Here is a 19,286-nt window from a genome sequence, read left to right on the forward strand (position 1 = left end):
GACTCCCCCTCCTACTCGATCGGGGCCTGACGGCACTTCCGCTCGGCTGGTGGGCACGCAGGTCGACCTCGGCCCCAGAGCCACGCGAGGTGCGGACACGCGAAAACACCGGCAAGGCGCCGGAGGTAACGATCAGGACGAAGCCAGCAGAGAGAGGCACCGCGAGGAGAGGATGGCTCCCGGAGCAGGACTCGAACCTGCGACCCAGTGATTAACAGTCACTTGCTCTACCAACTGAGCTATCCGGGAATGGCCTGATGCTTAGGACGATGACGGGCGGCTGGCTCCTCGAGCAGGACTCGAACCTGCGACCCAGTGATTAACAGTCACTTGCTCTACCAACTGAGCTATCGAGGAATCGTGCCGTATCGTCGTGTCTGAGGGTCGTGTTGGCTCCCGGAGCAGGACTCGAACCTGCGACCCAGTGATTAACAGTCACTTGCTCTACCAACTGAGCTATCCGGGAACGACCTCGAACACGGGGCGTAGTATACGGATCCGCTCTGCCAGGTCAAGGACCGCGGTCGATGATCCTGCCCCGCCCTGCCCTGCCCCGAAACGCACAGCGCCCGCCTGGCGATGCCGGCGGGCGCTGCTGGGATCCTGGTGGCTACGCCCTGACTCGAACAGGGGACCCCATCATTATGAGTGATGTGCTCTAACCAACTGAGCTACGTAGCCTTTTCACGCGATTGCCCGGCCATGGCCGAGCAATGGAGACGCATTATGCACGCGGGCCCGCCGCTTGGCAAGCCCGCGCCTCCCCGTCCACGGCTATCGCAAATGGCAGCACCGCTCAAGGCTGATCCGGCGACAGGCCTACGAGGGGGCGCTACGAGTACGTCCTTGTAGGCTACCTCGGCCATCCCTGGTCCTCGGACCCCCTCTTCGACCTGTCCCCGGCGCCTTTCGCTATCGCCCTTTCGGTAACTGCGATAGCCCTGCACGCCGATCAGGAAGCGATATCCAGCGCCTCGCGCACCGCGGGCAGGCCGGCCTCGCCGTCACGGGTCTCGACGCCCTCGAGCCACGCCTCGAGTACCTCGGGGTTGGCCTGGAGGTAGGCGCGCGCGGCATCACGCGGGTCCTCGCCCTCGTCCATGATCTCGCCCATCAGCTGGTTCTCCATCTCGAGGGTGAACTCGAGGTTCGCCAGCAGGGCACCGACGTTGCCGCACTCCTCGACGTAGCCAGCACGGGTGTTGGTGTAGACGGTGGCACCGCCCAGTTCAGGACCGAAGTAGTCATCGGCACCCTCCAGGTAGGCCATGTCGAAGTTGGTGTTCATGGGATGCGGCTCCCAGCCCAGGAACACCATCCACTGCTGGTCCGGCTCCCGGGCGCTGAGCTCGGCGAGCATGCCTGCCTCGCTGGAGTCGATCAGCTGCCAGTCACCCAGGCCGAAGGCGTCGTCGTCGATCATCTGCTGGATCAGCTGGTTGCCGTCGTTACCCGCCTCGATGCCGTGGATGCTGCTGTCGAACTGCTCGGCATGCTCCGCGAGATCGGCCACCGAGGTGACCCCCGCCTCGTGGACGTACTGGGGCACCGCCAGGGTGTACTTGGCCCCCTCCAGGTTGGCGTCCAGGCGGTCGACACTGCCTTCCTCGACATAGGGGTCGCTGATCGAGGCCATGGAGGGCATCCAGTTGCCCAGGAAGACGTCGAAGTCGCCGTTCTGCATGCCCTGGTAGGCGATCGGGACAGAGACCGTGTCGATGCGGGTGTCATAGCCCAGCGCCTCAAGCACCTCGGTGGTGAGCGCGGTGGTGGCGGTGATGTCCGTCCAGCCCACCTCGGCGAAGCGAATGGTGGAGCAGCTCTCGCCCTCCTGGGCGAGCGCCGGGGCGGCACCCAGCGCCAGGGCCGCGGCGCCCAGGCCCAGGCTCATGCGGCGCGTCATGGTGCGGGTCAGGGGGGATGCATTCATGGCGTAACCTCCGTGGAAGGAACTTGAGTATAGACGGTGACCGCCACTCCTTTATTGATTGAACGTTCAATAAAAAAATGGCAAGCTGGCCCTATACTAACCGCACCCACCGGTGTGGTGGCAAGTCATCCGCAAACAGGGAGGGCTCGACGGTGCCCAAGGTTGGAATGGAACCCATCCGCCGCCAGCAGCTGATCCAGGCGACCATGGCGGCCATCGACGAGGTCGGCCTGGCCGATGCCACGGTCGCGCGCATCGCCCGTCATGCCGGCGTCTCCGCCGGCATCATCAGCCACTACTTCGGCGGCAAGGACGGGCTGCTGGAGGCGACCATGCGCCGGATCCTTAGCGACCTGGGCGACGCCGTGGCGGCGCGCCGCCACGACCGGCCGGACGATTCGCCCCGGGCGCAGCTGCAGGCGATCATCGAGGGCAACTTCGACCGCAGCCAGGTCTCCGGCCCGGTGGCCAAGACCTGGCTCGCCTTCTGGGCCAGCAGCATGCACAAGCCGGCGCTGCAGCGGCTGCAGCAAGTCAACGACCGTCGGCTGCACTCCAACCTCTGCGCCCAGTTCCGCCGCCTGATGCCGCGCGACGAGGCCCGCGCCTGCGCCCGCGCACTGGCTGCCCTGATCGACGGCCTGTGGCTGCGCGGGGCCCTGACCCCCGAGGGCCTCGATGCCGAGGCGGCCCGTCGCACGGCACTGGCCACCCTCGACCAGCTGCTCGACGCCGCTCCCCACCCCGTTCACTGAGGAGACGCCCCATGGCCATCTCATCCCCCCTGCCCCTCTACATCGACGGTCGCCCGGTAGACGCCACCGCCGGCGAGACCTTCGAGGTGGTGAACCCCTACGACGGCAGCCCGCTAGCCCAGGTGCAGCAGGCCTCTGCCGCCGACATCGACGCCGCCGTGGCCGCCGCCCGGCGCGGCCAGCGCGAGTGGGCCGCGATGAGCGGCATGGCCCGCGGCCGCATCCTGCAGCGCGCCGTGGCGCTGCTCCGGGAACGCAACGTCGAGCTCGCCGAGCTGGAGACCCGCAACACCGGCAAGCCGATCAGCGAGACCGCCGCGGTGGACATCGTCACCGGCGCCGACGCCCTGGAGTACTACGCCGGCCTCGCCGCCGCCATCGAGGGCACCCAGATCCCGCTGCGCGAGGATTCATTCGTCTACACCCGCCGGGAGCCGTTGGGCGTGGTGGGCGCCATCGGCGCCTGGAACTACCCCATCCAGATCGCCTGCTGGAAGGCCGCCCCGGCGCTGGCCGCCGGCAACGCCGTGGTCTTCAAGCCCAGCGAGGTGACCCCGCTTACCGCCATGAAGCTGGCCGAGATCCTCAGCGAGGCGGGCCTGCCGGACGGCGTCTTCAATGTCGTGCATGGCGCCGGCGACGTCGGCGCCCTGCTCACCGAGCATCCCGACATCGACAAGGTCTCCTTCACCGGCGAGGTAGGCACCGGCCGGAAGGTGATGGCCGCCGCGGGTGGCTCCACCCTCAAGGAGGTGACCATGGAGCTGGGCGGCAAGTCGCCGCTGGTAGTCTTCGCCGACGCCGATCTTGACCGCGCCGCCGACGCCGCCATGATGGCCAACTTCTACTCCAGCGGGCAGATCTGCACCAACGGTACTCGGGTCTTCGTCGAGCGCTCGGTGAAGGCGGACTTCGAGGCCAGGATCAAGGAGCGCGTGGCCCGCATCCGCGCCGGCGACCCGCTGGACCCCAGCGTCAACTTCGGCCCCCTGGTGAGCTTCGAGCACCAGCAGAAGGTGCTCTCCTACATCGCGCTGGGCAGGCAGGAAGGCGCCAGGGTGCTGGCCGGCGGCGAGGCCTGGAACGAGGACGAGCGGGCGAACGGCGCCTGGGCCGCGCCCACGGTGTTCACCGACTGCACGGACGAGATGCGCATCGTGCGAGAGGAGATCTTCGGCCCGGTGATGGCGGTACTGGCCTTCGACGACGAGGAGGAGGTGATCCGCCGCGCCAACGACACCCACTACGGGCTGGCCGCCGGGGTCTTCACCGAGAGCCTCAACCGCGCCCACCGGGTGATCCACCGCCTCGAGGCGGGCATCTGCTGGATCAACACCTGGGGCGAGTCCCCCGCCGAGATGCCGGTGGGCGGGTTCAAGCAGTCGGGCGTGGGCCGCGAGAACGGCCTCGAGACCCTAGCCCACTACACCCAGACCAAGTCGGTGCAGGTGGAGATGGGCACTTTCGAGTCGGTGTTTTAAGGAGGCGACATGTCCGGACTTCGCGAATTCGATTACGTCATCATCGGCGCCGGCTCGGCCGGCAACGTGCTCGCCACCCGCCTCACCGAGGAGCCCGACGTCTCGGTGCTGCTGCTCGAGGCCGGCGGCCCCGACCACCGTTTCGACTTCCGCACCCAGATGCCGGCGGCACTCGCCTACCCGCTGCAGGGCAAGCGCTACAACTGGGCCTTCGAGACCGACCCCGAGCCGCACATGGATGGCCGGCGCATGGAGTGCGGCCGCGGCAAGGGGCTGGGGGGCTCCTCGCTGATCAACGGCATGTGCTACATCCGCGGCAATGCCCTGGACTACGACCACTGGGCCAAGGCGCCGGGCCTCGAGGACTGGACCTACGCCGACTGCCTGCCCTACTTCCGCAAGGCCGAGAGCCGCGATATCGGCCCGAACGACTACCATGGCGGCGACGGGCCGGTGAGCGTGACCACGCCCAAAGAGGGCAACAACCCGCTCTACCGCGTCTTTATCGAGGCGGGCAAACAGGCCGGCTACGCCGAGACCGAGGACGTCAACGGTTACCGCCAGGAGGGCTTCGGCCCCATGGACCGCTTCGTGACGCCCAACGGCCGGCGCGCCTCCACCGCTCGTGGCTATCTCGACCAGGCGAAGCAACGGGCGAACCTGACCATCGAGACCCGCGCCATCACCGACGTCATCGAGTTCGAGGGCAAGCGGGCGGTCGGGGTGCACTACAAGCACAAGGGCCAGGCGCAGAGGGTCCGGGCCCGCCGCGAGGTGCTGCTGTGCGCCGGTGCCATCGCCTCGCCGCAGATCCTGCAGCGCTCCGGCGTGGGGCCCCGCGAGGTGCTCGACGAGTTCGGCATCGAGGCGGTGCACGTCAACGACAACGTGGGCGCCCATCTCCAGGACCACCTGGAGATGTACATCCAGTACGAGTGCAAGAAGCCGATCTCCCTCTACCCGGCGCTGAAGTGGTGGAACCAGCCGAAGATCGGCGCCGAGTGGCTCTTCCTCGGCCGCGGCATCGGGGCCAGCAACCAGTTCGAGTCCTGCGCCTTCATCCGCACCAGCGACGAGGAGCCATGGCCCAATCTGCAGTACCACTTCCTGCCCATCGCCATCAGCTACAATGGCAAGAGCGCGGTGCAGGCCCACGGCTTCCAGGCCCACGTCGGCTCCATGCGCTCGGAGAGCCGCGGGCGCATCCGCCTGACCTCCCGGGACCCGGAGGCGGCGCCGAGTATCCTGTTCAACTACATGTCCACCGACAAGGACTGGCAGGAGTTCCGCGACGCCATCCGCCTGACCCGGGAGATCATCGCCCAGCCCGCCTTCGATCCCTACCGTGGCCGGGAGATCTCGCCGGGGCCGGACGTGCAGTCCGATGCCGAGCTGGACGCCTTCGTCAAGGCGCATGCCGAGACCGCCTATCACCCCTGCGGCAGCTGCCGCATGGGCGCAGGTGACGACGCCGTGGTGGATGGCCAGGGTCGGGTGCACGGCGTGGAGGGACTGCGGGTGGTGGATGCCTCGCTCTTCCCGCAGATCCCCACCGGCAACCTCAACGCGCCGACCATCATGCTGGCCGAGAAGATCGCCGACCGCATCCGCGGCCGCGAGCCGCTGCCGAAGAGCGACGCCCCCTACTACGTGGCGGGCGACTCCCCCGCTCGCAGCGAACCGCAGCGTCGCCTCGAGGCATAGCCCCTCTCCCCCGTCGCCACTAACGCCCCGCCCTGCCACTGCAGCGCGGGGCGTTTTGACATGATGGCTTTACCTAGCAGCGAGAGGCGCCGGGGATAGCCTTGGAGGGGGTCCGAGGACCAGGGGTGAGGAGCACCGCTCCGAACGGGCTGGCCAGGGATGGCCAGCACCGGACCTGCAAGCGGAGCAGGACGCGAGAGCGCAGCAGGGCCGAGGTAGCGTACAGGGACGTATTTACAGCGCCCCCGAACAAGGCTGTCGCCGGGAAAGCCTCGAGCGATATGGCTCGCGATGATGGACCTTGGACTGATTGTGGTGCTGGCCGGTTGCACCGATGTGGGCTAGTCTGCAAGAATTCAAACATCTGTTCGAATCCCTGCGTCTTACAACAACCGGAGTCACTCCATGCTCACCCTGATCCTGCTGCTCGTGGCCATCGTCGGCCTGCTCGCGGTGATGCGCCGCGAGGCGGGTGCCCTGCCCGCCCTGGCGGTGCTCGCCGTCACCGGCCTGGCAAGCCTGGTCGCCGCCTCCGCGGTGCTCGGCGTCATCCTGCTCGCCGGGGCCGCGGTTGTGGCCGCGGCCGGCCTGCCGGCCCTGCGCGGCAGATGGCTGACGCCGCGCCTCTTCGCGATGTTCAAGAAGGTCTCGCCGAAGGTCTCCGACACCGAACGCGTGGCGCTGGAGGCCGGCAGCGTGGCCTGGGACGGCGAGCTCTTCACCGGCAGGCCCGACTGGCAGGCGCTGCTGGATGCCCGCGACGACGGCCTCACAGATGAAGAGAGGGCCTTTATCGACAACCAGTGCTCGGTGGCCGCCGGCATGTGCAACGCCTGGGAGATCGCCAAGGAGCGCGCCGACCTGCCCCAGGCTCTCTGGGATCACCTCAAGCGCGAGCGCTACTTCGGGATGATCATCCCCAAGGCGTACGGAGGCCTGGGCTTCTCCGCCAAGGCGCAGTCCCTGGTGCTGCAGAAGCTCGCCATCAACGAGACCCTGATGGTTACGGTGGGCGTGCCCAACTCCCTCGGCCCGGGGGAGCTGCTGCTCAAGTACGGCACCGACGAGCAGAAGGACCACTACCTGCCGCGCCTGGCCGACGGCCGCGAGATCCCCTGCTTCGGCCTCACCGGCCCCCGCGCCGGCTCTGACGCCACCTCGCTGCCCGACACCGGCGTGGTCTGCCGGCAGAGGGTGGATGGCAAGGAGGTGCTCGGGGTGCGCCTCAACTTCGAGAAGCGCTGGATCACCCTGGCCCCCATCGCCACCGTGGTGGGCCTGGCCTTCCGCCTCTTCGACCCGGAGAAGCTGCTGGGCGACGAGGAGGACCGCGGCATCACCCTGGCGCTGATCCCCCGCGACACCGCGGGCATGGAGATCGGCCGCCGCCACCACCCCATCGGCAGCCCCTTCCTCAACGGCCCGATCAAGGGCAAGGACGTGTTCGTGCCCCTGGACACCATCATCGGCGGCGAGGCGATGATCGGCCAGGGCTGGCGGATGCTGGTGGAGTGCCTCTCGGTGGGACGCTGCATCACCCTGCCCTCCGGCGCCACCGGCACCGCCCGCTACGCCATTGGCTGGAGCGGCGGCTTCGCCCGCATCCGCCGCCAGTTCAACGTGCCGGTGGCCGAGATGGAGGGGGTCCAGGAGCCCCTGGCCCGCATGACGGCGCTTGGCTATATCGCCCAGGCGGCGGTCTACCAGACCGCCAACACCATCGACCGCGGCGAGAAGCCGGCAGTGCCCTCGGCGATCCTCAAGAGCCAGCTCACCGAGTTCCAGCGCCAGATCCTCGGCGACGCCATGGATATCCACGGCGGCAAGGCGGTGACCCTCGGCCCGCGCAACTACCTGGGGATCGGCTACAGCGCCAACCCGGTGGCGATCACCGTGGAGGGCGCCAACATCATGACCCGCAACCTGATGATCTTCGGCCAGGGGGCGATCCGCTGCCATCCCTACGTGCTCGAGGAGCTGGCCGCCAGGGACGCCGACGACCAGGCGGCCTTCGACAAGGCGTTCTTCGGCCATGCCGGCCTGATCTTCGGCAACGCCGCCCGCGCCTTCACCCAGGGGCTGGGCATCGGCAAGGCGGCGGTCCCCTTCGACGGTGAGGCCAAGCGCTACGCCCAGGAGGTCGCGCGACTCTCCGCCGGCTTCGGGCTGTGCGCCGACGCCGCCATGGCGAGCCTCGGCGCCACCCTCAAGCTTCGCGAGATGCTCTCGGCGCGCCTCGGCGATGTGCTATCGAACCTCTACCTCGCCTCCATGGTGCTCAAGCAGTGGCACGAGGGGGACAAGGTCGAGGGCGAGGCGGCGCTCTTCCACTACGCCTGCCAGTGGCTGCTGGGCCGTGCCGAGCAGGCCCTGGACGAGCTGTTCGACAACCTGCCAAACCGGGCACTTGCCAGCGTGCTGCGTCGGGTGGTGATGCCGCGGGGCAAGCGCTTCAAGCGCCCCCATGACGACCTGGCCCGCACCATCGCCCAGTCGGTCTCCCGGGAGAGCGCCCTGCGCACCAAGCTGCTGGCCAATACCTGGAGTACCGACGACGGCGAACAGGCGAACCCGCTGGCGCAGTACAACGCCCTGCTGGCCACCCAGGAGCGCGCCGAGGCCCTCTACCGTACCGTCAACAAGGCCTACGCGAAGGGGGAGCTGCCCGCGGAGGCGCTGCATCCCGAGCAGCGGGTGGAAGAGGCCGCCAGGGCCGGCATCATCAGCGAGGAGGATGCCACCTTTATGCGCGAGCGGGAGGCCCGGGTGCTGGAGCTGCTCACCGTGGACGACTTCGAGTACGACGCCTTCGTCACCGACAAGTCCAAGGTGCTGCGCCACCACGCCGCCTGAAGCCTCTCTGCACCGCCACAACCCTACGCCCCGGCAGATGCCGGGGCGTTTGCTTTCCCCCCAAAGCATGACTCGAGGCTATTCCGGTGAAAGGTCTGAACTGCCCCCCTCTACGACCTTTCCCCGGCGCCTCTCGTACTCTGGCACCGCTCTAAAGCGGCCAGACCAGCAGAATCATCGGGATGGCTACCGCCAGCACCACCAGGGAGAGCGGCAAGCCGAGCTTCCAGTAGTCGCCGAAGCGGTACCCGCCGGGGCCCATCACCAAGGTGTTGGACTGATGGCCGATGGGAGTGAGAAAGGCGCAGGAGGCGCTCACCGCCACCACCATCAGGAAGGGGTCCACGGAGGCATCGAAGCCACTGGCCAGGCTCGCCGCGATGGGTGCCATCAGAAGCGCCGCGGCGGCGTTGTTGACGATATTGGAGAGCACCATGGAGAGCACGAAGAGCCCCACCAGGGTGACGATCACCGGCCAATCGCTGCCCCAGGCGAGCATCGCCTCGGCGATCAGCGCCGCCCCGCCGCTGGTCTCCAGCGCCTGGCCCACCGGGATCATGGCGCCCAGCAGCACGATCACCGGCCCGTCCAGGGCCTGGTAACCCTCGCGCAGGGGCAGCACCCCCACCAGCAGGGTGACCAGGGCGGCCAGGGAGAGCGCCACCGCGGCCGGCAGCAGGTCGAAAAGCATCGCCAGGATGGCGGCGGCGAAGATGCCCAGCGATACCAGCAGCATGCGCGGCTGCCCCAGGGTCAGGTTGCGGCTGGCCAGCGGCAGGCAGCCCAGGGTCGCCAGGCTCTCGGAGAGCTCGCTCTCGCCGCCCTGCAGCAGCAGCACGTCACCGGGGCGGAAGCGGATATCGCGCAGGCGCTGCTTGAGACGACCGCCGTCCCGGGCCACCGCCACCAGATGCAGGCCGAACTGGTTGTGCAGGCGCAGCTGAAGCACGGTGCGGTTGACCATCATGGAGTCGTTGCGCACCACCGCCTCCACCAGCTGCAGGCCCTCGGTATCCATGCCGCGCTTCTCTTCCTGCTTCTCCTTTTTTGCCTCCTTACTGTCGCGCTCCTCCTCGCCCTTCTCCGGCGTCGAGCTCTCGCTGCGGCCCTCTGCCTCACCGCCCTTCTCGGCTATCTGAGATGCTTCGCCCCCATCATCCTCGGCTTCCGCTTCCTCCTCGGCGTCCTTGCCCAGGCGCAGCCCCGCCTTGTCCTCGAGCAGCTTCATCTCCTCGGGGCCCGCCTCCATCAGCAGGATGTCGCCCTCCCTGAGGGTACCGAAGAAGGCATGGCCGGCCCGGCGCTTGTCGTTTCGCACCACGGCGAGCACCGGGATAGTCTCCTCCAGCTCCTGCTGCAGCTCGCGCAGGGTCAGGCCGTTGGCCTTCGACTCCTCTCCCACCCGCAGCTCGACCAGGTAGTTGGCAGTATCGAACATCGCCTCCGTGGAGGCCTTGCCGGCCCGCTGGGGGACCAGTCGCCAGCCAACCAGCAGGATGAAGGCGAACCCGGCCAGGGCCACCACTGCCCCCACCGGCGTGAAGGAGAACAGCCCGAAGTTGTCACCGGTCACGGAGCCCCGGTAGCTGGCGATGATGATATTGGGCGGGGTGCCGATCAGGGTGGTCAGCCCCCCCAGCAGGGAGCCGAAGGCCAGCGGCATCAGCAGGATCGACGGCGAGGCGTCGTGCTCCCGGGCCAGGCGCATGGCCACCGGCAGCAGCAACGCCAGGGCCCCGACGTTGTTCATGATGCCCGACAGGACCACCACGGTGCCCACCAGCACCAGCAGCTGCAGGAAGAGCCGCTCACCGACCCTGAGCAGCTGCTCGGCGATCACGTCCACCACCCCGGAGCGCTCGAAGCCGCGACTCAGCACCAGTACCGCCGCCACCGTGATCACCGCGGGATGGCCGAAGCCCAGGAAGGCCTCGTCGCCAGGCACCAGGCCCAGCATCACCGAACCGAGCAGCGCGGCCAGCGCCACCAGGTCGTAGCGGAAGCGGCCCCAGACGAAGGCGACCAGGGTCGCGCCGAGCACGAGGAAGACCAGGGTGCTGTCGGCCATGGGTTCACCTCCCTGTGAATGTCGATGCCGACAGCATTGCCAGGCCACCCGGTTGCGGACAAGCACTTTCTTGAGCCATAGCGCAAAAACCCGGCCAAAGCCGGGTTCCTGGCGCCTGTCGGAACCGCTACCTGGCCATCGTCTCCAGCATGGCGTTGACCGCCTCGAGGTGTTCCGGCTCGTTGTGGCAGATGCCCTGGAAGACCGCGCAGAGGTCGAGGAAGTCCTTAAGCTCGGTGCGCTGCGCCATCTTCATCAGCCGCTTGGTGAGGCGTGTCGCCTTGGGCGGCTGGGCGGCGATGCGTGTGGCGAGCTCGCCCACCGTCTCCATCAGCGCCTCGGGATCACAGACCTCCAGCACGATGCCATACTCCCTGGCCTCCTCGGCGTCGATCACCCGCCCGGAGAGGGTGAGCTCGAAGGCGCGCTGGTAGCCGATCAGGCGCTGCATGAACCAGGCGCCACCATCGCCGGGAATGATCCCCAGGTTGAGGAAGGTCTCGCCGAACTTCGCCTTGCTCGAAGCGATGCGGATATCGGCCATGTTGGCCAGGTCGAAGCCGGCGCCGATGGCCGGGCCGTTGACCGCGGCGATGATCGGCACCTCCACCGCCTGCAGCGCCAGCGGGATACGCTGGATGCCGCGGCGGTAGCGCGCCGAGACCTCGGCCACGTCGCCGGCGAAGTCGCCCCCACGATTGGCCATGTCCTTGACGTTGCCGCCGGCGGAGAAGGCGCTGCCCGCGCCGGTGATCACCAGCACCGAGACGGCGTCGCAGGCGTTGACCCACTCGGCCACGGCCACGATGTCATCCGTGAGGGCGGTACCGGTCAGGGCGTTGCGCACGTCGTGGCGATCCAGGGTCAGGGTGGCCACCCGCCCCTCCAGGGTCAGGCGGGCATCGGTCAGCTGGGGCAGGTCGGCTGGGGCGTTTGACTGGCTCATGCGTGGGCATCCTTGTCGGTGGTCTCATTGTCACGCTCGACGATAACCCGGGCATCCACCACCGCATAGCCATCGGCGTTGACGATCACCGGGTTGAGGTCGAGCTCGGAGAGCGCCGGGTAGGCCTCGACGATGCGCGAGACCTTGATCAGCAGGTCGACCAGCGCCGCCTTGTCCACCGGCTTCTCGCCGCGCACCCCACCGAGGATCTTCTTGGCCTTGATCTGTTCCACCATGGACTCGGCATCCTGGCGGCTGAGCGGGATCGAGCGGAAGGCCACGTCCTCGAGGATCTCGACGAAGATGCCGCCGAGGCCGAACATCAGCACCGGGCCGAAGATGGGGTCGCGGATCACCCCGAGGATCACCTCGATCCCCTTCTTCGCCATGGGGGTGACCAGCACCCCCTCGATCTCGGCGCTGGCGTCGTAGGCACGACAGGAGGCGAGGATCGCCTCGCGGGCCTCGCGCATGGCGGCCTCGCCCACCACGTTGAGCCTGACGCCGCCGGCGTCGGACTTGTGCAGGATGTCCTTGGAGACCACCTTCATGGCCAGCGGCGTCTCGCCGAACGCTCGGGCGGCGTCCGCGAGCTCCTGCTCGCTTCTTACCACCAGCTCCAGCGGTACCTCGATGCCGTGCTCGCGCAGCAGCCGCTTGGCCTCGTACTCGAAGAGGTCACGCCCCTCGGCCCGAGCCTCGTGGAACATGGCGGTCAGCTCGGGACGCGGCTCGACGCTCCGCTCGCGGCTCTGGCCTTGGGCCTGTGCCAGGTACTGGCCGCGCTCGCCCAGCGCCGAGAGCACGCGCACCGAATGCTCGATGGAGGCGTAGACCGGCAGCCCCGCCTCGTGCAGGCGGCGCAGCGCCGGCGGCTTGACCGGCGTATAGAGGCTGTAGATCACCAGCGGCTTCTCGGTAGCGTTGGAGAGGTCCACCATCGCCTCGGCGCCGCGCATCTCGTCGCCCAGCAGCGACTCGGCGAAGCGGATGCTGTAGCCGCCGAACATGCCCACCAGGAAGATGCTGTCGACGTTGTCATCGGCGGCGACGATCTCCATGCAGGTGGCCAGCAGCGACGGATTGGCGTCGGTGGAGCCGGCCACGTCCACCGGGTTGACGGTGGAGGCCTGGGGGAAGAGCACGTCGCGCAGCTTCTGGCGGGTCGCCTCGGAGAGCTCGGCGAGCTCCAGGCCCGCCTCGGCCAGGCGGTCGGAGGCGATGGTGGCCTGGCCGCCGCCGTCAGAGATCACCGCCACGCGCTTGCCGCGCGCCTTCTGCAGCAGGCCCAGCCCCTCGGCCACCGGCAGGATCTCGTCGGAGTACTGCACCACGCTGACGCCGGCCTGGCGGAGCAGGTCCACGGTCATGGCATAGCTGCCGGCCAGGGCCCCGGTGTGGGAGCTGGCGGCCTTCTGCCCCTGCTCGGTGGAGCCGGACTTGTAGACCACCACCGGCTTCATGGCCGTCACCTCGCGGGCCACCTCGAGGAACTTGCGCCCGTCGCGGAAGCCCTCCACGTAAAGGGTGGCGACGCGGGTGTGCTCGTCCTCGCCCAGGTAGCGCAGGTAGTCGTTGAAGCCGATGTCGCTCTGGTTGCCCGGGCCCACGTAGGTGGAGAAGCCCACCTGGCCGTTGTGCTGAGCTTCCAGCGCCAGCGACAGCAGCATGTTGCCGGACTGGGAGATGATGCCCACGTCACCCGGCTTGACGTTGTCCAGCGCCAGCAGGTTGACCCTGTGGTGAAGGTTGAAGATGCCCGAGGTGTTGGGGCCGATGAGGCGCACGCCGTGGGCGCGGGCCTTCTCCATCATCTCGCGCTCGAGCTCGGCTCCCTCCCCGCCGATCTCGGCGAAGCCGCTGGCCAGTATCACCGCCCCCTTGATGCCGCGACGACCACACTCGGCGATCAGCCCGGGCACCGAGGGCGCCGGGGTACAGATCAGCGCCAGCTCCGGGCTGCCGGGGATGGCGGTGACCGAGGGCCACGCCTTGACCCCGAGGATCATGTCGGCCTTGGGGTTGACCGGGTAGATATCGCCCCGGTAGCCATCCTTGATCAGGCCGACCATGGCCTTGTAGCCGCGCTTGGTGGGGTCCGCGGAGGCACCCACCACGGCGATGCCGGTGGGCGCCAGGATGTCGTGGAGCGGGCTGCGGGTGGGGAGGTGTCCTTCGATGGGATTCATGTGCTGGCTGACCTTGGCCTCATGGCCGATGGAGAGTGGTCGAAGTCCGGCCACCGCCGGGCGGAAAGTGTCCAGGGAGGACGGGGCTCAGCGGCCCTCGAAGCGCGGCGCGCGCTTCTCGGCGAAGGCGTCCACGCCCTCCTGCCAGTCCCGGGTCGTGCCGACGAAGGTCATGCCCTCCAGCTCGGCGGTCAGGCAGGCGTCCAGGGTGCGCTCGCCCGAGAAGTTGAGCTGCTCCTTGGCCAGGGCCATGGAGAACGGGGCCTTGCCGGCGACCTTCTCGGCGAAGACCAGGGCGGCCTCGAGGAACCCCTCGTCGGCGAAGGCACGATTGGCAAGGCCGATGCGAACCGCCTCGGCACCGTCGATGCGCTCGCCCAGGAACACCAGCTCGCGGGCCTTGGCCAGCCCCACCAGGCGCGGCAGCAGCCAGGTGACGCCGCCGCCGAGGAAGTTGCCGATGGAGACCTCGGGGAGGCCGATCTGGGCACTCTCGGCCATCAGCAGGAAGTCCGAGGCGATGGCGAGTTCCGCCCCGGCACCCAGGGCATAGCCGTTCACCGCGGCGACCACCGGGGTCTGCATCTGCATCAGGCGCCGGCAGACGATCTGCTCGCCCTGCAGGTACTGGCGGCGATCGAAGGCGGTGCGGCCCTCCTTGTGCTCCTTGAGGTCGGCGCCCACGCAGAAGGCGCGCCCCTCGCCGGTGATCAGCACGACGCGGACCTCGCCATCGGCCTCGACGCGGGTCAGGGCGTCGTTGAGCTCGGCGTAGAGCCGCTCGGTCACGGCGTTGAGGCGCTGGGGGCGGTTGAAGCGGATCTCCATCACCTGGCCGTGGCGGCGGGTGATCAGGGTCTCGTAGTCCGGCAGTGGGGACATCGATGACTGGCTGGGGGCTTGGCTCATGGGGTGCGGCACTCTCGGGGCGTGGCAGATGGGTTCGATAAGCCAGGGCGATGGTCAATCGCCCTGGAAACAAACGTGTCATTATTACCATCTCGGCAGCACGCTTGTTCTGCGCGCATCCTAGCCAAAGGTCGCAGGCAGGTCAACACGTGTGTGTCACATTATTTATCGATGAGAAACGATTGTGTCATCCATGCCCGGCGCTCATCGGTTACAATGACGCCGCCCCACCACCAACCCAGGAGATCCCCGTGCTGGACCACGACGTGCAGGAGGTCGGTTCGCCGTCCCCGGAAGCCGGCGGCACCACGCGGCTGGATACGGTCAACCAGCAGCTCGCCGAGGCCTATCCGGAACTCAGCCCGCAGCTCAAGCTCGCCGCCGGCTATGTGCTGGAGCATCCGGTGGAGATCGCCTTCCAGTCGATCCGCAAGTCGGCCGCCGCCGCCGAGGTCACCGCCTCGACCCTGGTGCGACTGGCCAAGCGCCTGGGCTTCGACAGCTACGAGCAGTTCCGCGAGGTGTTCCAGTCGGCGGTCCAGGCCGGGCCGGTGGAGCTCTCGGGGCGCGCCAGCCAGCTGCGCACCCTGGCCAGCCAGACCGACGACCAGGTGTTCCTCGACGTGGGCGACGCGGCCTTCGACAACATCGGCCGGCTGTTCACCGCCGACAACCAGGCACGGGTGCGCGATGCCGCCCGGCTGCTGCTGGGCGCCGAGCGGATCGCCGTGGTGGGGTTTCGTGACACCTTCGCCTGCGCCTACCACTTCGCCTACGTGGGGCGCATCGCCATGCCCAATATCCAGCTGATCCGCGGCCAGGAGGGGGGGCTCTTGACCGAGCTTGCGCCCTTCGGCGAGGGCGACGTGGTGGTGGCCTTCGGCTTCGAGCCCTACTGTGCCGAGACGATGCGCGCGCTGGAGATCACCCGGGCGGCGGGGGTCAGCGCCATCGTCATCACCGACACCCTGCGCTCGCCGCTGGTGCCGGGGGCCACCCTCACCTTCCCGGTGGCCAACGCCACCCCGCACTTCTTCCCGTCGATCCTCTCGGCGATCACCCTGATCGAGGTGCTGCTGGCGGAGTGCGTGGCCTTCGGCCCCGACGACCTGGTGGACAACGTGGCGGGATTCGAGACGCGGATGCGCCAGATGGGCGCCTATGTGGAGAACGGCTGAGAGACCTCCAACTTCGTGGCCCATAAGGCCCGCTCGAGGCTGATCCGGCGACAGGCTTGGTCGGGGGCGCTGTAAATACGTCCCTGTACGCTACCTCGGCCCTGCTGCGCTCTCGCGTCCTGCTCCGCTTGCAGGTCCGGTGCTGGCCATCCCTGGCCAGCCCGTTCGGAGCGGTGCTCCTCACCCTTGGTCCTCGGACCCCCTCCAAGCCTGCCCCCGGCGCCTCTCGCTCAGCTGGCGGCACTCATCTTCGGTGCTTCCTTGTCCCTTGCTACTTGTCACTGGCCACAGGCCTTCAGGGCAGCAGGATGGTGGAGCCTGTGGTCTGGCGGCCCTGCAGGGCGTCCTGGGCCTTGCCCGCCTCTGCCAGGGGGTAGCGATGCGAGACATCGACCTTCAGCTTGCCGCTCTGGAGCATCTCGAAGAGCTCGTCGGCCATCATCTGCAGCCGCTCGGGGGTATCGGCGTACCCGTTGAGACTCGGCCGGGTGACGAACAGCGAGCCCTTCTGGTTGAGGATGCCGATGTTGACCCCCTCCACGGCGCCGGAGGCATTGCCGAAGCTGACCATCAGCGAGCGCGGCTTGAGACAGTCCAGGGAGGTCTCCCAGGTGTCCTTGCCCACCGAGTCGTAGACCACGTCGCACATGGCGCCGTCGGTCAGCTCGCGCACCCGCTCGACCACGTCCTCCTTCGTGTAGTCGATGGTCGCCCAGGCGCCGTTGCTCTCGGCCAGCGCGGCCTTCTCGGGCGAGCTGACGGTGCCGATCAGCTTCACCCCCAGGGCCCGGGCCCACTGGCAGGCGATGGAGCCGACGCCGCCGGCGGCGGCGTGCCAGAGGATGGTCTCGCCGGCCTCGAGGCGGTGGGTCTGGCGCATCAGGTACTGCACGGTGAGCCCCTTGAGCATGCTGGCCGCGGCGGTCTCGAAGTCGATCCCCTCGGGCAGCACCACCACCTTGGTGGCGGGCAGGGTATGCAGCTCGGCATAGGCCCCCAGCGGGCCCTGGGCATAGGCGACGCGATCGCCAGGCTTGAGGTGGGTCACCCCCTCGCCCACGGCGTCGACCACGCCGGCCGCCTCGGTGCCCAGCCCCGAGGGCAGCGAGGGCGCCGGGTAGAGGCCGGTGCGGAAGTAGATATCGATGAAGTTGAGGCCGACGGCGCGGTTGGCGACCCTTACCTCGCCGGGCCCCGGCTCCGGCGGGGTGACGTCGACGAGTTCGAGGACCTCGGAGCCGCCGGTACGGGCAAACTGGATGCGCTTGGCCATGAAAGGGGTTTCCTTGTGCTGCCTGCTGGATGGGCCATCCAGTCAAGCGCCATAGCCCGGCAGGGTCAAGTCATGGCGGCGTCAGAACAGCCCCCTCTCCAACCTGTCCCCGATGCCTTTCGCAAGCGCCGCATGGTCAGCTGCGACAGCCCTGGGCATCAGAGCGTGGCGGGAAAGGCCTCCAGGCCACGCAGGAAGCGCGCCTTGTAGTCATCGAACTGCTGGCGGTTCTGCTTGAAGGAGTGGATCACCGCCGCCTCGTCGAAGGTCAGCGTCCGCGGCAGGTCGTCCAGGGAGCCGGCCGGATGGCGAGGGCCCAGCCCGATGCGCACACCGGCCTTGCCGTCCAGCCAGCGCGAGATCCCCGCCGCGCGAAAGCGTGCCTCCTGCTCGGCGTCCCGGGCATCGACGCGCAGCGGGGCCTTGCGGGCCAGCTCGGCCACCAGCCGCTCGGCCGGCCGCACCACGCCCTGCCGCTCCTGCTCCAGCTCGGCCAGCAGCATCACGGTCATGCCGCTGCCACGCTCATCCAGCACCAGCAGCGCCAGGGCCACCGGGCGCGAGTGGTCATCCATCAGCGCCAGCACCCGGGCTGCCTCCTGCTCGATCAGCACTCCCAGGGTGCCGGCGAAGGTCGCCAGCGGGCGCAGCCCCGCCTCATGGCCATAGGCCTCGGCACACAGCCGGGCCAGGCAGGCCTCGCGCTGCCCGGGATTCTTGATATGCACGACTCTCATCTCGCTCTCCTCGCATCGTGGGTACCGCTACCACCGGGGCCCAAAATCGCGCAGCCTACCATATCCAGGCCGGGGTGGATGGCGCTACGCTACCGGAAGGTTCCTCGCCGCCAGTGACGGCGCCTCGCTGACCAGGATGACGGCCCATGCCCCACCCCGACATTTCGCTCCCCCGCCTGATCGCCCACCGCGGCCTGTCCGCCCACGCCCCGGAGAATACCCTGGCCGCCGTGCGCGCCGCCCACGACGCCGGCTGCGACTGGGTCGAGCTCGACGTCCAGCTGCTGGGCGACGGCACCCCGGTGATCTGGCACGACGCCACGGTACTGCGCTGCTCGGATGGCCGCGGCCGGCTGGACGAGCTCGACCTGCCGGCCGCCCGCCGCCTCGACGTGGGCGCCTGGTTCGGCGATGCCTTCCGTGGCGAGCGCATCGCCACCCTGGCCGAGATGCTCAAGCTGATCGACGAGTGCGGGATGGGCCTCAACCTGGAGCTCAAGGTCAACCGCGGGCGCAGTGCCGCCGCCCTGGTGGAATCGGCGCTGCCCGAGGCGCTGGACGCCCTGCCCCCGGAGCGGCTGATCGTCTCCTCCTTCGACGACGACGCCCTGGCCTGCGCGCGGGAGATCGCCCCGCCCTCGCGCCTGGCGCTGGGCGTGCTGTTCGAGGGGATGACCCGCGACTGGCGTGCCCGCTGCGAGGCGGTCGACGCCTACGGTGTGCACGCCGACTGGCGCCGCCTCAGCCGGCGCGGCGCCGCCGCGGTCAAGGCCGAGGGCTACGCCCTGCTCTGCTACACCCCCAACGACCCGGCCGCCTTCGCCCATCGCTGGGGCTGGGGCGTGGACGCCGCCATCAGCGACGACCCGACGCGCTACACCGGCCACCTGCCCTGAGCCGGAGACCTTGCCCCATCCCACCTCGTAGGGCACGCCGAGGTACTGCTCGAGCAGCGGGATCATGCCCATGGCGATCACGAACATCACCAGAGCCTGGATGGTCTCGGGGACCTCCCAGCGGAAGTGGATGAACGGCAGGCGGAGCTTGGAGGGGGCCCAGCGGCCAGCAGGGATATTCCTCACCGTGTTGGCGTTTCAGCAGCACTTGACGTCCTCCCCTCCCTCAGCTTTTCAGGAAACTGCCGCCTGGGGCGGAAAGCAAGGGGATTCCTACGGCGCTCAGGCGCGGCGTTGAACCGCCCCTGAGTCGCTTCGGTGGGTTCCTGCTGCTGGCGGCCTTACCGCACCACTCACTTCACAGGCT

At 68.6% G+C, this 19,286-nt stretch carries 13 protein-coding genes and 4 tRNA genes; 6 read left to right on the forward strand and 11 right to left on the reverse strand.

Translation table 11 applies throughout. The features are described 5' to 3' along the window. Positions 1-173 precede the first annotated feature (173 nt). The 5 genes from Q673_RS21200 to Q673_RS21220 form a co-directional block, all read right to left on the reverse strand. Positions 174-249: transfer RNA gene (locus Q673_RS21200), tRNA-Asn, on the reverse strand. Positions 250-281: 32 nt separating this feature from the next. Next, a tRNA-Asn gene (locus Q673_RS21205) sits at positions 282-357 on the reverse strand. Positions 358-390: 33 nt separating this feature from the next. Beyond that, positions 391-466: transfer RNA gene (locus tag Q673_RS21210), tRNA-Asn, on the reverse strand. Between the two features lie 138 nt (positions 467-604). Continuing rightward, positions 605-681 (reverse strand) — tRNA-Met (locus Q673_RS21215). A gap of 271 nt (positions 682-952) precedes the next feature. Beyond that, a complete protein-coding gene (locus Q673_RS21220) occupies positions 953-1,930 on the reverse strand; it encodes a choline ABC transporter substrate-binding protein (protein WP_023004636.1) in 978 nt (325 codons plus the stop codon). Positions 1,931-2,082: 152 nt separating this feature from the next. Here Q673_RS21220 and betI point away from each other — a divergent pair, with 152 nt between their 5' ends. The 4 genes from betI to Q673_RS21240 all read left to right on the forward strand — a co-directional run bounded on the left by betI (position 2,083) and on the right by Q673_RS21240 (position 8,723). Continuing rightward, a complete protein-coding gene (gene betI, locus Q673_RS21225; protein ID WP_031217533.1) occupies positions 2,083-2,685 on the forward strand; it encodes a transcriptional regulator BetI in 603 nt (200 codons plus the stop codon). A gap of 11 nt (positions 2,686-2,696) precedes the next feature. Beyond that, on the forward strand, positions 2,697-4,166 hold the full coding sequence (gene betB / locus Q673_RS21230) for a betaine-aldehyde dehydrogenase (RefSeq protein WP_023004638.1): 1,470 nt from the start codon (positions 2,697-2,699) through the stop codon (positions 4,164-4,166). Between the two features lie 9 nt (positions 4,167-4,175). Continuing rightward, entirely contained in the window at positions 4,176-5,870 is a 1,695-nt protein-coding gene (gene betA, locus Q673_RS21235) for a choline dehydrogenase (protein WP_023004639.1), read from the forward strand. 405 nt (positions 5,871-6,275) lie between these two features. Beyond that, on the forward strand, positions 6,276-8,723 hold the full coding sequence (locus Q673_RS21240; RefSeq protein WP_023004640.1) for an acyl-CoA dehydrogenase: 2,448 nt from the start codon (positions 6,276-6,278) through the stop codon (positions 8,721-8,723). Positions 8,724-8,874: 151 nt separating this feature from the next. Here Q673_RS21240 and Q673_RS21245 read toward each other — a convergent pair whose 3' ends face one another. The 4 genes from Q673_RS21245 to Q673_RS21260 form a co-directional block, all read right to left on the reverse strand. Beyond that, on the reverse strand, positions 8,875-10,791 hold the full coding sequence (locus Q673_RS21245) for an SLC13 family permease (protein WP_023004641.1): 1,917 nt from the start codon (positions 10,789-10,791) through the stop codon (positions 8,875-8,877). Between the two features lie 127 nt (positions 10,792-10,918). Next, positions 10,919-11,737 carry an enoyl-CoA hydratase-related protein gene (locus Q673_RS21250; protein WP_023004642.1) on the reverse strand — a complete coding sequence of 273 codons (819 nt, stop codon included), beginning with the start codon at positions 11,735-11,737 and terminating at the stop codon, positions 10,919-10,921. After that, entirely contained in the window at positions 11,734-13,926 is a 2,193-nt protein-coding gene (locus tag Q673_RS21255) for an acetate--CoA ligase family protein (protein WP_023004643.1), read from the reverse strand. Before Q673_RS21255 ends, Q673_RS21250 begins: the two co-directional genes overlap by 4 nt. Positions 13,927-14,013: 87 nt before the next feature. Beyond that, the gene (locus tag Q673_RS21260) at positions 14,014-14,835 is read right to left on the reverse strand and encodes an enoyl-CoA hydratase/isomerase family protein (protein ID WP_235048469.1); all 822 of its coding nucleotides are present in this window, start codon (positions 14,833-14,835) and stop codon (positions 14,014-14,016) included. Between the two features lie 251 nt (positions 14,836-15,086). Between Q673_RS21260 and Q673_RS21265 the strand changes: the two genes are divergently transcribed. Further along, positions 15,087-16,013 carry a MurR/RpiR family transcriptional regulator gene (locus Q673_RS21265; RefSeq protein ID WP_023004645.1) on the forward strand — a complete coding sequence of 309 codons (927 nt, stop codon included), beginning with the start codon at positions 15,087-15,089 and terminating at the stop codon, positions 16,011-16,013. A 295-nt stretch (positions 16,014-16,308) separates the two neighbouring features. On the opposite strand, the gene Q673_RS21270 is transcribed toward Q673_RS21265, so the two are convergent. Beyond that, on the reverse strand, positions 16,309-17,286 hold the full coding sequence (locus Q673_RS21270) for an NADPH:quinone reductase (protein WP_023004646.1): 978 nt from the start codon (positions 17,284-17,286) through the stop codon (positions 16,309-16,311). 158 nt (positions 17,287-17,444) lie between these two features. Next, entirely contained in the window at positions 17,445-18,023 is a 579-nt protein-coding gene (locus Q673_RS21275; protein ID WP_023004647.1) for a hypothetical protein, read from the reverse strand. A gap of 146 nt (positions 18,024-18,169) precedes the next feature. Here Q673_RS21275 and Q673_RS21280 point away from each other — a divergent pair, with 146 nt between their 5' ends. After that, positions 18,170-18,919: a glycerophosphodiester phosphodiesterase family protein gene (locus tag Q673_RS21280; protein WP_023004648.1), complete on the forward strand. Its 750-nt coding sequence runs from the start codon at positions 18,170-18,172 to the stop codon at positions 18,917-18,919. The last annotated feature ends 367 nt before the right edge of the window (positions 18,920-19,286 follow it).

The sequence above is a fragment of the Halomonas sp. PBN3 genome (genome assembly GCF_000475415.1).
Taxonomy (GTDB): Bacteria; Pseudomonadota; Gammaproteobacteria; order Pseudomonadales; family Halomonadaceae; genus Halomonas; species Halomonas shengliensis.